Raw genomic sequence first — 15,828 nt, 5'->3', positions numbered from 1 at the left:
CTGCAGGGAGGGGCATCCGTCGCAGGTGTCCCACTCCTGCTCGCCTGCCTCTCCAGGCACCCCGACCGATGAGGACGACGATCCGATGAGAAGACCCGGCCTTCGCGGCGCATTCGGTGTACTGATCCTGCTGTTGTTGCCCCTGTTCGGTACGAGCACTGCCGCGGCGGCCGAGCCGCAGACCGAGCCGACCTCCACGGCACTTCCGGTCTCGTATCACGCGGACATGGCCGTGGACGACGTGCACCGCAGGCTGTACATCGCCGACATCGTCACGAGTTCCGTGCTCGTCACGGACTTCGACGGCAGGCTCCTGCGAACCCTCAAGAACAAGCCGGGCGCGGCGGACCTGGTGCTGTCCCCTGATTCACGCACGCTGTACGTGGCGCTCAGCGGCGGCGACGCGATCGCCGCCGTCGACACCGGCACCTACCGTGAGAAGGCCCGCTACTCCACCGGGGACGGAACCGCGCCGCTGCGGCTGGCTCTCGCGGGCAACACCCTGTGGTTCAGCTACGGATCGGACTGGGACAGCAACATCGGCGCGCTCGATCTCAGCGGCACCCGTCCCACCGTCCGCCTCGGTCTGGTGCCCTGGGGCACCTGGGCCGGGCCGCCGATGCTGCTGTCCTCACCGGCGGCACCGGGTGTGGTCATCGCCGGCGAGCAGTACCTGTCCTCGTCGAACGTGACGGTCTACGACGTCAGTACGGGCAACCCTGTCGTCCGCACGACCCAGGACAACCCCGGTGGTGTGGGCACCATCAACGACCTCGTTCTGTCCCCCGACGCCGCCACCCTCTTCATCGTCGGCGGCTACCCGTACCACCACCTGGCCTTCCGGCTGAGCGACCTGTCCGTCGTGCACACGTATCCCACCACCTCCTATCCGAATGCGGCCGCGGTGTCCGCGAAGGGTGAGGTCGCGGCGGGCATCGACAACTCGTACGGGCAGGACATCTACCTCTTCCAGACCGGTGCCGACACCCCGTCCCGGATCATCGACCTGGAAACGGGCACCGGCCGGTCACTGCGGCCACACGGCCTGGTCTGGTCGCCGGACGGCACCCGGCTGTTCGCGCTGACCGGCGAGTACGGCGCGAACCTGACCCTGCACGTGATCCCCGCGTAGCATCCCGTTCCCCTGGAGCGCCGACGCGGAACGAGGGACCGCCGCCGCCCATGCGGTGGCGGTCCTGTCACTCCCGACGCAGGAGGGCGACGGGGGCGCCGGCCAGGGCCCTGGCGATCCAGCTGCGCTTGGTGCCGGCGCTCGGTCGCCCTCAACGGGGCCCGGGTCTGCCGGTGGTGCCGGCTGCAACGGGCCCGCCATCACCGCACTCCTCGTCTCCCATGCCCCCCTGCACGGCCGTTTTCCGCGCCCTCAGCCTCACCGACCTGCACGACCTCGACCACGGACGCCCTCCGTCTGTTCATACCGTTGACAGTCCGTCACATGTCCCCTAACTTCGCGTCATCTTTTTCGAACGCGGGACGAAATATCGAACATCTGAGAGGCGAGTGCCCTGTGTCTTTCCGGAACTTGCGCCAGGTGCGTCGAGGTGCACACGGGCATCGGCTCACGAGAGTCAGGGAGTCTCGGCTGATGAGGCCCAGCGACGCAGCCGTCGCCGATGCGCAGGGCCTCGAGATGCCTTGGGGACGAGCCAGGTAAGAGACCGAGTCGACCTGACCCGGAGTGGTCGGCGAGATCCGCCGCTTATGCGTTTATCGCGGTCCGATCACTCTTGGGCCCCAGCGATGCATCTGCACGGCCCCGTCCCCCGTGACCTGGCCCGGGACACTGTCTGGTCGGCTTGTACAGACCGCTCCACCTCTCCCCGCTGCTCCGCATGCGTCTCTGTGCCCTCATCTCCTCAACGACGAGAAGAACAAGGAACGATCACCATGCTCAATCGAAGAGCCGTCCTCGCCGGAACCATGTCTCTCGCCTTCCTGGCAGCGTGCAGCCAGAACGGTGAGGACGGCTCCGGGGGTGCTTCCGAGGGTGGCACCGTCGGCATCGCCATGCCGACACGGGCCTCCGACCGGTGGCTCACCGACGGCAGGAGCGTCGTTCAGAGTCTGAAGGCCAGGGGTTACAAGACCAAGCTGGTCTACGGCGACGACGACCCGAAGGCCCAGGTCTCGCAGATCAAGGGACTGATCGAGCAGGGCGTCGACGCTCTGATCGTCGCGGCGATCGACAACAGGTCGCTGGACGGGGTGCTGCAGCGGGCCGCCGATGCGGACATCGTGGTGATCTCCTACGACCGGCTCATCCTCGGCACCCGGAACGTCGACTACTACGTCTCCTTCGACAATGAGATGGTCGGCCGAATGCAGGCCCACCACATCATCGAAAAGCTCGGCCTGGAAGACGGCAAGGGCCCGTTCAACATCGAGTTGTTCGCCGGCTCGCCCGACGACAACAACACCAAATACTTCTTCGACGGTTCGATGGCGCTTCTGCAACCGTACCTGGACGACGGCAAGTTGGTCGTCCCGTCCGGTCAGACCAAGCTCGACCGGATCACCACACTGCGCTGGGACGGGCCCACAGCGCAACGGCGCATGAGCGGCATCCTCGCCAAGTCGTACGGCGGCAGGAAGGTCGACGCGGTCCTGTCGCCGTACGACGGCATATCCAGGGGCGTCCTGTCCGCACTGAAGTCGGCCGGCTACGGCTCCGGCGGCAGACCGCTTCCGGTCATCACCGGACAGGACGCCGAATTGGATTCGGTGAAGTCCATCATCGCGGGCCAGCAGTCACAGACCGTCTACAAGGACGTCCGCCAACTCGCCCAGGCCGCGGCGACCATGGTCGACGACATCCTCAACGAGAGGGAGCCGGAGGTGGACACCAGCGTGGACTACGACAACGGTGTCAAGCCGGTCCCCGCCGTCCTGCTACAGCCCCTGAGCGTCGACAAGACCAACTACGACGTTCTGGTCCAGTCCGAATACTTCACAGCCGACCAGCTCAAGTAGCAGCACTGCCTCCGTGCAGTGGACCGGCACGAACGTACGGGAGTGAAAATGGAACTACCCATCCGACGACCATGGGTAAGGCATGAAGCAAGCGCTCAACGTCGTGGAGTTGGGAATCGTGGAGTCTGACGGAGGGCGCCCGGTCGGCGCAGCCCGCCCCGTGCCCGATGAGCAGCTGGTCGCGATGTTTTGGAGCGGGGCTGGTCCGAGGGGCTGCACCTGACCGGGCAGGGCGAGCTGCTGCAGCTGACGAAGCCGGTCTCGGGAATCGGCCCTCCTAGGTGAGATCACCGATCACCTCGGCGATGAGCAACACGATGCGGCCAGCCGGGGCTGCGGCAACTCCCGCAGTGGAGGCCAGGTCAAAACCGTCCTCTTTCTACGGCGCCTGCAGCCTCCATCGGTGTCTAACGATCTTGGGAGCGATTGAGCTGAGGGCTCATGGACACCTTGGCTTGCGTGAGATCATTCGCCAATGAGCACACCGCCTGATGGATTGCCTGTCTACCGGGTTTTGACCGGGCCGGACGATGCCGCGTTCTGCCACCGCGTGAGCGAGGCGATCCGCCTTGGCTACGTGTTGCACGAAGGCCCTGCTGTCACTTTTAGCGGGGAGAGCGTCATCGTCGCCCAGGCGCTGGTCTGGCCGAGCGGTGGTGGGGACCTTGAGAGCCACGGTGATCATGGTCGGCCTGTGACGCGGGAAGCGCCGCACGGGTTGGGCGAGCGTGACGCTTAGCTGGCGCGCGCCGTCTGCTCCCATCCTGCCCTGTCCAGGGTCTCCCGCGCACACTTCCTCCAGTTACTCGAACAACTCGCCCCGTGAGCGCGTCGTAGTGGTCGCAAAGAGGAGACGACGCAGCGGGTGAGTCGCTTCACGCTGGCTACTTCTCCCATTAGTTCCCGCAGCCTCCGGCTCGCGTATGCGTCTTCGTGCTTGCAGGACGGCGGGGAGGCCTGCGTGGGCGGGCACGTCGTCGCGATCGCGTTCACCAGCGAGTTGTTCGACGGCTGGCATCAGCAGCGCCAGGTGATCGCATCGCTTTCCTCTGGTCACGAACGCCCGGGACGACCTGGTCGCGGCCCGTGTCATCTGGACCACCAGCCCGCGGGCGCTGGGCGGGCTGATGTCGGTAATGGGGGAGGGCGAGAGCAGATCAGGGATTTGACGGCCATCTGCGCCTACGACCCCCTGAACACGATCGACCAGACCCAGAACACCGGGTACGCGATGCCGCCGTTCGAGCTGGCACTCATGGAGGCGGCGCAGCGGATCGCCGGCCTGGGCGACAAGACGTGGGCGATCGTCAATGACATTGACGAGTGCCAGCTGCCAGGACGTGAGTAGTCCGCCCTCACTCCTCACTGAAGCCGCAGGACGCCAGAAGCCCGGTCTTCGAAGATCTCAAGCAGCCAGTCGAAGGCAATCTTCCGCATCGCCTGAGCAACGGACAGGTCCGCGACGAATCCGTTGGTCACGGTCGACCAGGGCGACGTCCGCGCCGCAGCCGTGCGCGGCCGGGAAACGGGCAAAGTGGTGGCCGGGCGTGACGAACCAGACCTCGGCGGGGGCCAGCGTCTGCATCATCGGCCACCTCCCTGTACCGCCAGGTTGCGTGCCGCGTCCGGGATCAGGTCCTCCTGCCCGGCGATGACCCGGCGTTGACCGAGCTCGACGAAGAGGTCCCAGGGGTGCACTCCCTGGCTCTCAGCGGCAGCCAGAACGGGCCTTTTGATCCCGGAGAACACCCCGGTCAGCCCGGATACGAGGCTGGTGGAGTCGATCGTCGGCGGTGAGGGCATCAGCGTCCGCTCGGCGAGATCGGCGGCGTCGGCCAGGCGCCGCAGGTCGATTCCGGTCCGGTAGCCGTAGCGCTCCAGCACGGCCACGAGAACTTCCAGCTGGGTGTTGCCCACGCCCGCGCCGCATCCCCGCGCGCACGCGTCGATCGTGTGAGCGCCGGCCTCGACGGCCGCCACCGAGTTCGCCACGGCCATCCCGAGGTTGTTGTGCCCGTGGAACGCGACCGGCACGTCCACCGGCGCGGTGAAGGCGGTGAGGTCGCCGGGCAGGTAGTGACCGGCACTGTCGAAGATGCACACCGCCAGCGCGCCGTAGCCGACCATCAGGGCGGACTCCTCGGCGAGTTCGCCGGGGCTGGCCATGTGGCTCATCAGCAGCACGCCCTGCGCTTCGGCGCCGAGCTCGCGAATGACGCCCAGGTGGCGTTCGGTGACGCTGGCCTCGGTGCAGTGTGCGGCCACGCGCACCACGTCCACACCGTGGCGGACCGCATTGCGCAGGTCAGCGGTCGTGGCCCAGCCGGGCAGCATGAGGGTGGCCAGCCTGCTGTGGGTGAGGGCTTCGCGGGCGGTGGCGAGCATCTCGTCGTCGCTGAGCCTGCTGCGGCCGACCTGCAGGGATGAGGCGCCGAGCCTGTTGCCGTGGCCGACCTCGACCACGGGGACACCGGCCGCGTCGACCGCCGCGGCGTAGGTGTGGATCTGCCCGGCATCCAGCTGGTGCCGCACCGCGTGCTGGCCGTCGCGCAGAGTGGGGTCGTGCACGGTCACGGTGGTCTGGGCGATCATCGGGCGAGCTCCTTCAGCGCGGGGGCCTTGACGAGGGCGTGCTGCTCGGCCGCGTAGATGGCGGCGGCGCTGATCACTTCGAGGTTCCCTGCGTGCACCGGCATCCGGTTGCGGGTGGCGGTCACCTCCGCGATCACACGGGCCGTGTCGCCGGCGACGTATCGGGAAACAGGCCGTGTGCCGGACTCCGACGCCGTGGGCGAGGAGCCGGCGGTGCCCGGCCGGGACCCCCGTGACGCGCAGGGTGTACTGCTGGCCGCGCCGCACGACCACCCCCCGGCCGAGCGCGGCGCGCTCGGCCGGGCTCCAGCTCGGTGGTGCGGAGGTAGTCGGCGACCCTGCCCGGCATGTCGAGCGTGACCGGCAGCTCCAGGGCTCGCTGGCGGTGTGGTCGGTGACGCGCCACGCCCCGGCTTGATCAATGCCACCCGATGCTGTGAAGGAGCCTCCAAGCGAAGAAATTTTTTCCGGTGGTCACCGCCCGCTCACAGCCCTTATGACGCGCCCTGGGCGACCCCCCTGGACGGGCACCGTGACCGCTACTATCTACGGAACGTAACTACCCGGATACGGAAAGTGGTGAGTGAGAGCGTGGACCGCGAGGACATCACCCAGGAGAAGATGCAGGCCGTCTTCCAGAAGATCGACACCAACGGCGACGGGGTCATCACCCCAGCCGAGTACTACCGCTTCCTGATGCAGCACGGCGATTTCCACATGGAAGCGAATCAGGGTCAGGACTTCCTCGGCGCGGACTACAACGGGTTGAACGAGATCGACTTCCCGGAATTCGAGCGCGCAGTGAGCCGGTGGTACCGGAACAAGGACAGCAACGATCCCGACGTGCGGCTGGTGGAGTCGATCTTCCGGCGGTTCTGAGCGGGCCGACCGTGTCGGGATCGGCGACGGGGTCGCGTCACTCAACGCGGGTGGCGCGACCCCTCGCCGTATCCGGCCGCGGGGCAATCGCCACAGTCGTTGGCGCTGGGAACGATTATGGGCCGGTCGGTGCGGCCGCCACGAACCAACACTGGCCGATCCCCAGCAATGTCTCCAGCCCGAACCACGCCAGAGCCTGCAGCCGTATGCGTTGCGCAAGCTCCACTGGCCCCGCCGCAAACAGCCGAAGGGAACCACCAAGCTGAGCAACAGCAGCGCCAGGCGGCAGAGCCTGCACGATCGGAGTGAACCGTCCCAGCACCGTCGTCAACTCCGGTAGCCCGCCGCGCTGCCGCAGCCGGACATGAACGAACGTCGCGACCTCGGACACTGCTTGATCACCTCCCCCAGCCACTCGGCGAACCCGGCGGCCGGTCGCCTCATCCGGCGGGACCAGCCGGTGTGTTCACGGCCTGAGGCATGCGGGAATCTGCGAACCAGTCGGATTCGGCTGGACCCTGCGCCGATCGTCGTGGCCACGCCGGTCCAGGCGAGCGTGCGCAGCCGGATCAGCTGGGCGAGGCCCTCGGGGCCGCGCTCGAAATACCGCTCGGCGCCGGTGAGGTCGGCGACGGCGGCGTCGGGTGGGAGGGCCTAGGCGCGGGCGGTGATGGTGGCGAGCACGTCCAGCACCTGCGGGTATTGCGAGTCGCCGGGCGTCAGGCCGTGGTAGTGGACCCGCACGAGGTGCCGGACGGCGGGCTGTGTCGATTTCACGGTGTTCACCCCGCGCTTCCCTGGCTGCGGTGGCCGAGCCGGGTCAGGTCGGCCGAGCGGGTGCCGGCGGGCTCGAGGTCGGCGTAGGGGTGGAGACGGGCCCCGGCGGTGCCATCGGTGAGGGTCCGCCGCTGCCCGGTGGGCTGGGCCGGGGTGCGGGCAGGCGCGGCGCGGCCCAGCAAGTCGAGAGCGGCCTGCGGGCCGTGGTCACGGCGGACCGCGGCGATCTCGTCCAGGTCCCAGGCCATCGCGCCGACGACGGTGCGCCGCGGGCCGCGGGCCGCGGGCCTCGACGGTGCCGCGCACGAGCAGCACTCCCGCATGGAACACGGTATGCGCGACCTGCTCGTGTGAGTCCTCGAAGAACGCGATGTCAACCAGGCCGGAGCCGTCCTCCAGCGTGCAGAAGATGACACGTTTCCCGGACAGGATCGGCGGTGTCTGAGTGGAGGCCCGCACGCCGGCGACGAGGACCTTCTGTCCGGGGACCATGCCGCGCAGGTGGGCGGCGTCGATCGCGCCGAGCTCGTCGACGGCGTTCGCGAAGGGAATGTGTCACCGGGCTACGCGTCGGGCGAGTGTCTCACGCACGGCACGCGCGGAGTCGATGTCCAGCCCTTTGAGGTGGGGCAGGTCCCAGTCGACGTACCGACGGCCGGAGATCACGGGGCAGGCGTGGCTGTAGCCCAGGGTGATCACGATGTCTGCGGCACGGACGACTTCCCGGGTCAGGAGCTTGGGGAACTCCTAGTCCGTTGAATCGCCCAGCTCGTCGTGCAGTCGCAAAGCCACGGGATCGATCCGGTCGCGGGGCAGTGTGTCGGCGCTGTGGACGCGCACGGCACCGGCCGATACCTGGTGCAAGAGGGCGGAGACGAGCTGCGATCGGCCGGAGTTCTCGGTGCAGACGAACAGGACCTCCGGCAGGCTCTTGGACAGCAGGCCCTGGGTGCGGGCCAGTGCGTCCAGGCGCTCGGTGGCGAAGCGTGCAGCGATCACGGGCAGTTGCCGCCGCAGGTGGGGACTGTGCCGCCCGCGTTTCCGCGACCTGCAAGGCAATTGCAGCGAAACTCCACAGCCCAGGCGAGCGGAGGCTCTTGGAACGGCTGGGAAACGTCCGATCTGGATGGGGACGGTGACGAGGGGGAACGGCGACAGCCGGGACCCCGGCCGCGACCTACGTGCATGTGTAGCCGAGGTCGAAGCCCGCCGACGCAAGGTGATTTGGCGGGAGGGGTCCTTCATCTTCCTGACGCCGTCAGGTAATCGGTGCGACCACTTGGCGAGGGAAGGCGCCAGTTTCCTGAGTGCACACAATTACACCATCACAACCGAGAAGAGACCGGCGTGTCACACGACCACCCCCACAGACGTCCGCACTCCCACAGCCACACCCACGGAGTCGACGAAGCTACCCGAGCTGCGGCAGACACCTCCGTCTCCGACTCCGATCTCACTCCCAGGGAGCTCTCCCGGCGGCGCCTGCTGAAGGCCGCCGGTGTCACCGGCGCTCTCACCGTCGGCATGTCCGGCATGCTCGGTGTCACCCCGGCCATGGCGGAAGGAGCCCGCCGCGGCAAGGACGACAAGGCCACGGGCGGTAAGAAAGTCCGCCACTGGCTGGCGGGCGACCACCACATCCACACCCAGCACTCCTCCGACGGCCAGTACACCGTCCTCGACCAGGCGCAGCACGGCGCGGCGTTCGGCCTCGACTGGATGGTCATCACCGACCACGGCGGCGCGACCCACGCCCGCCTCGGCGTCGACCTGGTCAACCCGGACATCAGGGCGGCCCGCGCCGAGCTGAAGGACACCCTGATCTTCCAGGGCCTCGAGTGGAACATCCCGGCCGCCGAACACGGCACCGTCTTCGTAGCCCCCGGGAAGAACGAGGTCGCGGTCCTCAAGCAGTTCGAGAACGACTACGACGGCAGCGTCAAGGGCGCCTCCGACAACACCCCGGCGAACGAGGCCCTCGCCGTGGCCGGCATCCAGTGGCTGGGCAGGCAGAAGGACCGGCGCGTCGTCGATGACGCCCTCTTCATCGCCAACCACCCGGCGCGCAACGGGATCGACAGCCCGCACGAGGTTCGGGCCTGGCGCGACGCCGACCCGCGGATCGCGGTCGGCTGGGAGGGCGCCCCCGGCCACCAGGCGGGCGGCCTGCCCAAGGGGTACGGCACGGGCGGGGCGCGCGGCCTGTACGGCAACGCGGCGGGCGCCAACTCGTTCCCCGGCTACCCGCGGGAGAGCTACCGCTCCTGGGGCGGCTTCGACTTCTACACTGCCACCGTGGGCGGCCTGTGGGACTCGCTGCTCGCCGAGGGTAAGCCGTGGTCGATCTCGGCCAACTCCGACTCCCACGTCAACTGGGGCGACACCTCCCGCCGCCCCGACGGCTCGGACTCCGCGCAGTTCGACCGGAACGGCCGCTACGGCGACCCGGTGTACGCCGGCCAGGTCAACAACGGCGCCAGTGACTTCTGGCCCGGCATGTACAGCCGTACTCACGTCGGCGCCGCGGACCGCAGCTACACCGCGGTCATGCGGGGCATCCGGGACGGGCGGGTGTGGGTGGACCACGGCCGGTTGCTGAAGAACCTCGACGTGCGGGTGGTCGCCTCGGGCCGCGGCCGCGGCGAGGAGACCCTCGGTGGCACCCTGACCGCCCGCCGGGGCAGCCGCCTCGAACTCGTCGTCACCGTGACCGCCCAGGACGTGCCCAACTGGGGCATGTTCCTGCCCCGGCTGAACCGGGTCGACCTGATCCGCGGCGCGGTGGACGTCTCCCACGCGACGTCTGATCGCGACAAGCTGACGGCGCCGGCCACCAAGGTAGTCAAGCAGACCGACACGTCGGGTCGCACCGGCACGTACACCCTGCGGTACGACCTGGGCACGCTGGACGAGCCGTTCTACGTCCGCCTGCGCGGCACCGACGGCAACCGGCAGCAGCCCGGCTACTACGGTGCGGCGATCGACCCGGCCGGTCCGGCGATCGACGTGGCCGGTGACGCCGACCCGTGGCGGGACCTGTGGTTCTACACGAACCCGATCTGGGTGCTACCGAGCCGATGACCGCGGAACCGACACCCGCCGCGTCCACGACCGCCCACGCGGTGGCCGTGGACACGGCAGCCCCGGGGCTCGCCGCCATCGAGCACCTGGTGCACCGAATCGACGAGGCGCTGACGGGTCTGCTCACGGAGGACGGCGCCGAGGGCTACGTCCTCAGCACCCATGTCGCCCGGGACCCGGCCGCCCGCTTCGCGGCCGTCGTGAGCTGGCGCGGCGGCCCGGAGCCGGAGCAGGTCACGGCCCGGCTCCTCACCGCCCTCCCAGAGCTGATCACAGTGGATGGGGCGCTGGTCACCGAGGCGGCGCTGGCATCCGGCGCACATGCCGCGGCCGAGGAGGCCCTGCGGCGGTCGGCGGGCAGGCTGGCCCGCTACCCCGGCCGGACCGCGGTCGAGCGGCGCACAACGCCCGCCGCCGCGGTAGCCGCGAGCTGCCTCGACGCCGTCAAGGGCCTGGCCGGAGTCCCGCTCACCCCGGACGCCGTCCTGGACGCGACCGGCTTCGCCCGCCCCACCTGGGGGGACGGCCGCTGCACGCTGCTGGTGCAGCAGGGCACGGGCGGCGTTCTGGTGCCGTTCGAGGTCCGCGACCAGATCGCGTGCTGCTCGTCCCACTGAGGCGACTGCCCGGCACTGGATCCGGCTGGAAGGAGGCGCGTGCCCTCCTTCCGGCCGGTCTCCACCGTCGTCCGGACGAAGTCCCGTCCGGCGAGCAGCAGCAGATCATGGGATCCGACAGGCACGGTCCAGCCGGCCAGAGCTGAGCCAGTGGCTTGGCTCGGATGGTTGACCCGGTAATTGATCGGCTGTCGGTCTGCGGGCAGGCTGCTCCAGGGCTTGATCTTGGAGGTGGTTGTGGGGGCGTCGTCCGGAAGTGTTCGTCCGGGGACTTGCGGCACCAGGGTGGAAGGATCGCGGAGGAGAACCGAGCATGAGGCGCGTCACACGGCACGGCCGAGCCCCCCCCGGCCCACGGCCGGGGGCCCGCGGGTAGGTGCGGCGTTACGAGGTGGTGCGGTAGGCCCGGTGGATCGTCTGCTTCAGCGTGTTCCCGTCCGCGTCCGTGAGCGCGACGCGCAGCGAGACGGTACCGGGGCCGGCGGGGTGGCGCAGTTCGAGCCGCTTGCGGTCGGTGTTCGCCATGTTCGAGATCTCGGGTTTCCTGCCCCTGGAATCGATCGACCCGATCCGTATCCGCGAGGGGTACTACCTCGCTCCCGACGGGCAGGTGGCCTCGAAACCGTACAAGCTGCTGGTCGAAGCCCTGGGCAGGTCATCGAAGGTGGCGGTCGCGCGCTATGCCTGGTCGGGCCGCGAGCGTCTCGGCCTCGTACGGGTGCGCGGCGACGTCCTGGTCCCGCATGCCGTGCGCTGGCCCGACGAAATCCGCTCACCGCAAGAGCTGCTGCCCCCGCCCGTCGAGGTCACCGACGAGGAGATCGAGGGCGCGGTCGCGCTGATGGAGTCGATGAGCCGGGACGACCTCGAAGGCGCCGAGTTCCGCGACACCTGCACGGACGCCCTCGCCGAGGACGTGCCGGTCGGCGAGAAGGTCATCCCGGCCGGCGACGAGCTGATCGTGTCGTACGGCGCCCTCGGTCGCGACGAGGAGGCGCACGGGCCGAGCGCCGGGGAGTTCGACATCACGCGGGAGACCAAAAACCGTCACATCTGCTTCGGTCACGGCCCGCACGTCTGCCCCGGCGCGGCACTGTCCCGGCTGGAGGCGGGGGTGGCGCTGCCCGCGCTGTACGCCCGTTTCCCGCACCTGGACCTGGCGGTCCCGGCGGCCGAGCTGCGCCACAAGCCGGTGGTCACCCAGAACGACCTGTTCGAGCTTCCGGTCCGCCTGAACGGGTGACTTGACTTCGAGCGCGCTTCAGCTCGTAGCGTCGCAGGCGCTTCGATGCCCGGTGTCCCTCACGGGATGCCGGGCGGCCAGATCCGTCGCTAGATGGATGAAGGGGCCCGAAGTCGTCCGACGTGACGATCGAGTGCGAGCGAAAGGCTGGAACAGCACATGCGACAGCGCAGTCTGCGGGACCTGCAAGTGTCGGCGATCGGCCTGGGTTGTATGGGCATGTCGGCTTTCTACGGGACGGCGGACCAGGACGAGGGCGTGGAGACCATCCGGCGCGCCCGCGAGCTGGGCATCAACTTCCTCGACACGGCCCAGATGTACGGGCCGCTCACCAACGAGTCCCTGGTCGGCGAGGCGATCCGGGGCCACCGTGACGAGTACGTGCTGGCCACCAAGTTCAACTACCGGATGGACGACGCGGTACCGGGCGACATGTCCAGCGTGGGCCCTCAGGACGGCTCCGCCGAGCATGTCCGGGCCTCGGTGGAGGGCTCGCTCCAGCGGCTCGGCACCGACCACATCGACCTGTACTACCAGCACCGGGTCGACCCGGACGTGCCGATCGAGGAGACGGTGGGCGCGATGGCCGAGCTGGTCGCCGAGGGCAAGATCGGGCACATCGGGCTGAGCGAGGCGAGCGCGGAGACGCTGCGCCGGGGCAACGCGGTCCACCCGATCACGGCCGTGCAGAGCGAGTACTCGCTGTGGTCGCGGGACGTGGAGGCGGAGGTGCTGCCGACCTGCCGTGAGCTGGGCATCGGCTTCGTCGCCTACTCGCCGCTGGGCCGGGGCTTCCTCGCCGGCCGCTTCTCCTCCCCCGACGAGCTGGACGAGAACGACTACCGCCGCAACAGCCCTCGCTTCACCGACGAGCACCTGAAGGCCAACCTGCGCCTGGCGGCCAAGGTCAAGGAGATCGCCGAGAGGAAGGGCGTCACCCCCGCCCAGCTCGCGCTCGCCTGGGTCCTCGCCCAGGGCGACCACATCGTCCCCATCCCCGGCACCAAGCGCCGCTCCTACCTCGAACAGAACGCCGCCGCGGTGGACATCGTCCTCACCCCTGAGGAACTCTCCCAGATCGACGCGGAACTGCCCGAGGTCTCGGGCGAACGCTACGACGAGGCGGGCATGCGAGCCGTGAACCGCTGACCCGACTGCCCCGGTCGGGGTCCGCGCCGCATGCCGGGTCCCGGCCGGACGACGTCAGGGCGCGCCGTCCGGCGAGGGTGAGGTCGGCATGGGCGCGGTGCATGAACTCGGCCACGGGCCGTTCGCGGTTCCAGGGAGTCAGGGCAACGGTGACGTCTACGACAGGGAGCCCGGGTCACCATGGTGTCGCCGCGGTCCCCGAAGCGACAGGAGCCGCATCGTGCACAAGAATCAAGACCCGGACATCTCGCTCGCCGACCCGCGCAGCGCGTTCGTCACCGAGGTCATCGCCCTTGCCAGGAAGCACAGGAACGCCGTCCGGGCCCAGGCCGTCACGAAGAGCGGCCACACCGTGCTGCTCACCGGCATGTGGGGGAAAGCGTCGGCGCGATCGACATCACCGCCCCGGACGGCTTCGAGGTCCGCCGCGCCGACGACTGGAAGATCAGCAAGACCGCGGAGGTTGCCGCGTTCCTGTGGGACGTGATGGAGCAGGATAGGTCCAGGGCAGCCGAGCGCGCACACCTGCCGGGACCCGGCCCGGAGAACAGCAACGGCCGGTACATGCCATTGACCCCGCGGATGGCAGCACAGACGCAGCAGGCACTTCAGGCAGCCAGCGACTGGCGGCTGGAGCACGACGCCGACATCGCTCTGTGGCCCACCAACAGAGAGCGGATGCGCCCTCCGGGATCTTCCGGCGGATGTCACTCAGGGCCCCCTTCGTGTCGCAGAGGGGCGACGCTTCTAAGGGTGGCCCAGGAGGCCTGGTGGCGGGCATTTGGCCTGTATGGGTGGGGTGTTGAGGGCCGAGCCGGTGTGGGTGGAGACGTTCACCGGGTTGCACATGGGGCGGTTCGAGAAGCTGCTGCGCGTGGTGCGCGAGCGGGGCGGAAAGGGCCCCGGTGGTGGCCGGCCGTGGTGCCTTCCGCTGGCCGAGCGGGTGCTGACGGTGGCCGTGTACTACCGGACGAACCTCACCATGCGGCAGCTCGCTCCGCTCTTCGGTTGCTCACCTGCCACCGTCTGCCGGGTCATCCAGCGCCTGGGTCCGCTGCTTGCACTGGAGTCGGCGCCCAGCTCGGTCCCGGGCGCCGACCGGCTATGGATCGTGGACGGCACCCTGATCCCGGTCCGTGACCGCAAGGTCGCGGCCTCTTCACGCAACTACCGATTCTCGGCGAACGTGCAGGTCATCATCGATGCCGACACCCGCCTGGTGGTGGCATCCGCCCGGCCGACACCCGGCAACAAGGCAGACGCACACGTCTGGCGCGAATCGGACCTGCCGACCCTGACCGCCGGAACGACGGTGATCGCGGACGGCGCCTACCTGGGCACCGGCCTGATCGTCCCGCACCGCAGACGAGCCGGACGGCCCCTCCTGCGCGGTCAGGAGGAAGACAACGCCCAACACCGGCGCGTCCGTGCCCGCGTCGAGCACACCTTCGCCCGGATGAAGAACTGGAAGATCCTGCGCGACTGCCGCCAGAGGGGCGACGGCCTCCACCACGCCGTCCAAGCGGTGGCCACCATGCACAACCTCGCCATGGCCAGGTGAAACAGCAGGTCAGCGATCACCCAGACACGCCGCCACCAGGCCTTCTGCAACACCCTTTAGACGCCGTTTCAGTTGGTGAGTCGGCGGTAGCTGATGAGGGCTGCGGCGATGCCGACAAAGGCCAGGAAGTGCTCGGCCTTTCGCTCATAGCGGCGGTACAGACGGCGGCACCCGGCCAGCCAGGAGACCGTTCTCTCGACGACCCAGCGGTGGCGGCCCAGCCGCGTGGAGGACTCGATACCTTTGCGGGCGATGCGGTGGCGGATGCGACGCTCGCGAAGCCATTTCCGCAGGTGGTCGTAGTCGTAGCCCTTGTCGGCGTGGAGCTTGGCCGGGCGCCGGCGGCGCGGTCCGCGGCGGGAGCGGATGGGCGGGATCCCGCGCACGAGCGGCTGCAGGCCGAGGCTGTCGTGCGTGTTGGCGCCGGAGATGCCCAGCGACAGGGGCAGTCCGTTGCGGTCGGTGATCAGGTGGATTTTCGATCCCGGCTTGCCGCGGTCGGTCGGATTCGGTCCGGTGAGTGGCCCCCTTTTGCCGCCCGGACGCTGACGGAGTCGATGGCGCATCGCGACCAGTCCAGCTCGCCCCGAGCGCTGAGTTCGTCGAGGAGCACCCGGTGCAGCCTGGCCCACACCCGCTCTCGGCTCCACTGGGCGAAGCGTCGGTAGACGGTGGGCCAGGCTGGTCCGAACACCGGCGGCAACTGCCGCCAGGTGCAGCCCGATGTGGCCACGAAGATGATCGCCGCCAAACATTCGCGGTCCCCGGCTCGTCGGCGGCCGCCGCCCTGCGGGCGTATGACCTCCGTCGGCGGGACCACCCGCCGGAACAGCGTCCACAACTCGTCCGGCACCAACCGCTCGATCAGATCCGTCATGTGCGGCTCAACGAGCGATCCCACCATCAGAAACGACGTCTTAGACGCCGGCCGCTCGACC

General features: G+C 69.1%; 17 protein-coding genes and 2 pseudogenes. 10 read left to right on the top strand and 9 right to left on the bottom strand.

What is annotated here, in order from left to right; all coding sequences use genetic code 11:
* Window positions 1-85 precede the first annotated feature (85 nt).
* From KBY32_RS13270 to KBY32_RS13255, 4 genes are all read left to right on the top strand, one after another.
* Window positions 86-1,132: a YncE family protein gene (locus tag KBY32_RS13270; protein WP_210980127.1), complete on the top strand. Its 1,047-nt coding sequence runs from the start codon at window positions 86-88 to the stop codon at window positions 1,130-1,132.
* Between the two features lie 776 nt (window positions 1,133-1,908).
* Window positions 1,909-2,991, top strand: a complete 1,083-nt coding sequence (gene chvE, locus KBY32_RS13265) for a multiple monosaccharide ABC transporter substrate-binding protein (RefSeq protein WP_210980126.1) — start codon at window positions 1,909-1,911, stop codon at window positions 2,989-2,991.
* Window positions 2,992-3,466: 475 nt separating this feature from the next.
* On the top strand, window positions 3,467-3,730 hold the full coding sequence (locus tag KBY32_RS13260) for a DUF1737 domain-containing protein (protein ID WP_210980125.1): 264 nt from the start codon (window positions 3,467-3,469) through the stop codon (window positions 3,728-3,730).
* 222 nt (window positions 3,731-3,952) lie between these two features.
* Entirely contained in the window at window positions 3,953-4,339 is a 387-nt protein-coding gene (locus KBY32_RS13255) for a hypothetical protein (protein ID WP_210980124.1), read from the top strand.
* A gap of 57 nt (window positions 4,340-4,396) precedes the next feature.
* On the opposite strand, the gene KBY32_RS13250 is transcribed toward KBY32_RS13255, so the two are convergent.
* From KBY32_RS13250 to KBY32_RS35690, 3 genes are read right to left on the bottom strand one after another with little or no spacing between them, the layout of a single operon-like run.
* On the bottom strand, window positions 4,397-4,579 hold the full coding sequence (locus KBY32_RS13250) for a hypothetical protein (protein ID WP_210980123.1): 183 nt from the start codon (window positions 4,577-4,579) through the stop codon (window positions 4,397-4,399).
* Entirely contained in the window at window positions 4,576-5,583 is a 1,008-nt protein-coding gene (gene dmpG, locus KBY32_RS13245; protein ID WP_210980122.1) for a 4-hydroxy-2-oxovalerate aldolase, read from the bottom strand. The genes KBY32_RS13250 and dmpG overlap by 4 nt, the downstream gene beginning before the upstream one ends.
* Window positions 5,580-5,708, bottom strand: coding sequence for a hypothetical protein (locus KBY32_RS35690; protein WP_282107995.1), 129 nt, complete (start codon window positions 5,706-5,708; stop codon window positions 5,580-5,582). Before KBY32_RS35690 ends, dmpG begins: the two co-directional genes overlap by 4 nt.
* Before the next feature lie 466 nt (window positions 5,709-6,174).
* Between KBY32_RS35690 and KBY32_RS13235 the strand changes: the two genes are divergently transcribed.
* The gene (locus KBY32_RS13235) at window positions 6,175-6,462 is read left to right on the top strand and encodes an EF-hand domain-containing protein (RefSeq protein ID WP_210980121.1); all 288 of its coding nucleotides are present in this window, start codon (window positions 6,175-6,177) and stop codon (window positions 6,460-6,462) included.
* A 654-nt stretch (window positions 6,463-7,116) separates the two neighbouring features.
* Here KBY32_RS13235 and KBY32_RS35685 read toward each other — a convergent pair.
* From KBY32_RS35685 to KBY32_RS13225, 3 genes and pseudogenes are all read right to left on the bottom strand, one after another.
* Window positions 7,117-7,239 (bottom strand): hypothetical protein, encoded by a 123-nt coding sequence (locus KBY32_RS35685; protein WP_282107994.1) that lies wholly within the window; start codon window positions 7,237-7,239, stop codon window positions 7,117-7,119.
* A 5-nt stretch (window positions 7,240-7,244) separates the two neighbouring features.
* Window positions 7,245-7,767, bottom strand: a pseudogene (locus KBY32_RS13230) (OB-fold nucleic acid binding domain-containing protein); the annotation flags it as partial.
* A 219-nt stretch (window positions 7,768-7,986) separates the two neighbouring features.
* Entirely contained in the window at window positions 7,987-8,238 is a 252-nt protein-coding gene (locus tag KBY32_RS13225) for a hypothetical protein (protein ID WP_210980120.1), read from the bottom strand.
* A 525-nt stretch (window positions 8,239-8,763) separates the two neighbouring features.
* Between KBY32_RS13225 and KBY32_RS13220 the strand changes: the two genes are divergently transcribed.
* Window positions 8,764-10,320: a histidinol-phosphatase gene (locus KBY32_RS13220; RefSeq protein WP_308293719.1), complete on the top strand. Its 1,557-nt coding sequence runs from the start codon at window positions 8,764-8,766 to the stop codon at window positions 10,318-10,320.
* Window positions 10,317-10,937 carry a hypothetical protein gene (locus tag KBY32_RS13215; protein WP_210980118.1) on the top strand — a complete coding sequence of 207 codons (621 nt, stop codon included), beginning with the start codon at window positions 10,317-10,319 and terminating at the stop codon, window positions 10,935-10,937. Before KBY32_RS13220 ends, KBY32_RS13215 begins: the two co-directional genes overlap by 4 nt.
* A gap of 384 nt (window positions 10,938-11,321) precedes the next feature.
* Here KBY32_RS13215 and KBY32_RS13210 read toward each other — a convergent pair whose 3' ends face one another.
* On the bottom strand, window positions 11,322-11,462 hold the full coding sequence (locus KBY32_RS13210) for a hypothetical protein (protein WP_210980117.1): 141 nt from the start codon (window positions 11,460-11,462) through the stop codon (window positions 11,322-11,324).
* 4 nt (window positions 11,463-11,466) lie between these two features.
* Between KBY32_RS13210 and KBY32_RS35375 the strand changes: the two are divergent.
* A pseudogene (locus KBY32_RS35375) lies at window positions 11,467-12,180 on the top strand (cytochrome P450); the annotation flags it as partial.
* A gap of 159 nt (window positions 12,181-12,339) precedes the next feature.
* The gene (locus tag KBY32_RS13195; protein WP_210980116.1) at window positions 12,340-13,329 is read left to right on the top strand and encodes an aldo/keto reductase; all 990 of its coding nucleotides are present in this window, start codon (window positions 12,340-12,342) and stop codon (window positions 13,327-13,329) included.
* Between the two features lie 231 nt (window positions 13,330-13,560).
* On the opposite strand, the gene KBY32_RS13190 is transcribed toward KBY32_RS13195, so the two are convergent.
* Window positions 13,561-13,698: a hypothetical protein gene (locus KBY32_RS13190; protein ID WP_210980115.1), complete on the bottom strand. Its 138-nt coding sequence runs from the start codon at window positions 13,696-13,698 to the stop codon at window positions 13,561-13,563.
* 421 nt (window positions 13,699-14,119) lie between these two features.
* Here KBY32_RS13190 and KBY32_RS13185 point away from each other — a divergent pair, with 421 nt between their 5' ends.
* Window positions 14,120-14,890 carry a transposase gene (locus tag KBY32_RS13185; RefSeq protein ID WP_210980114.1) on the top strand — a complete coding sequence of 257 codons (771 nt, stop codon included), beginning with the start codon at window positions 14,120-14,122 and terminating at the stop codon, window positions 14,888-14,890.
* Between the two features lie 68 nt (window positions 14,891-14,958).
* On the opposite strand, the gene KBY32_RS13180 is transcribed toward KBY32_RS13185, so the two are convergent.
* Window positions 14,959-15,767 (bottom strand): IS5 family transposase gene (locus KBY32_RS13180; RefSeq protein ID WP_374224934.1). Its coding sequence is split into 2 segments (ribosomal slippage): window positions 14,959-15,417 and window positions 15,420-15,767, totalling 807 coding nucleotides; the frame shifts between segments, so codons are not numbered across the junction.
* Window positions 15,768-15,828: the final 61 nt, after the last annotated feature.

The organism is Streptomyces sp. RK62 (assembly GCF_018070255.1).
Lineage (GTDB): Bacteria > Actinomycetota > Actinomycetes > Streptomycetales > Streptomycetaceae > Streptomyces > Streptomyces nigra.
This window is presented reverse-complemented; position numbering and strand designations above follow the sequence as displayed.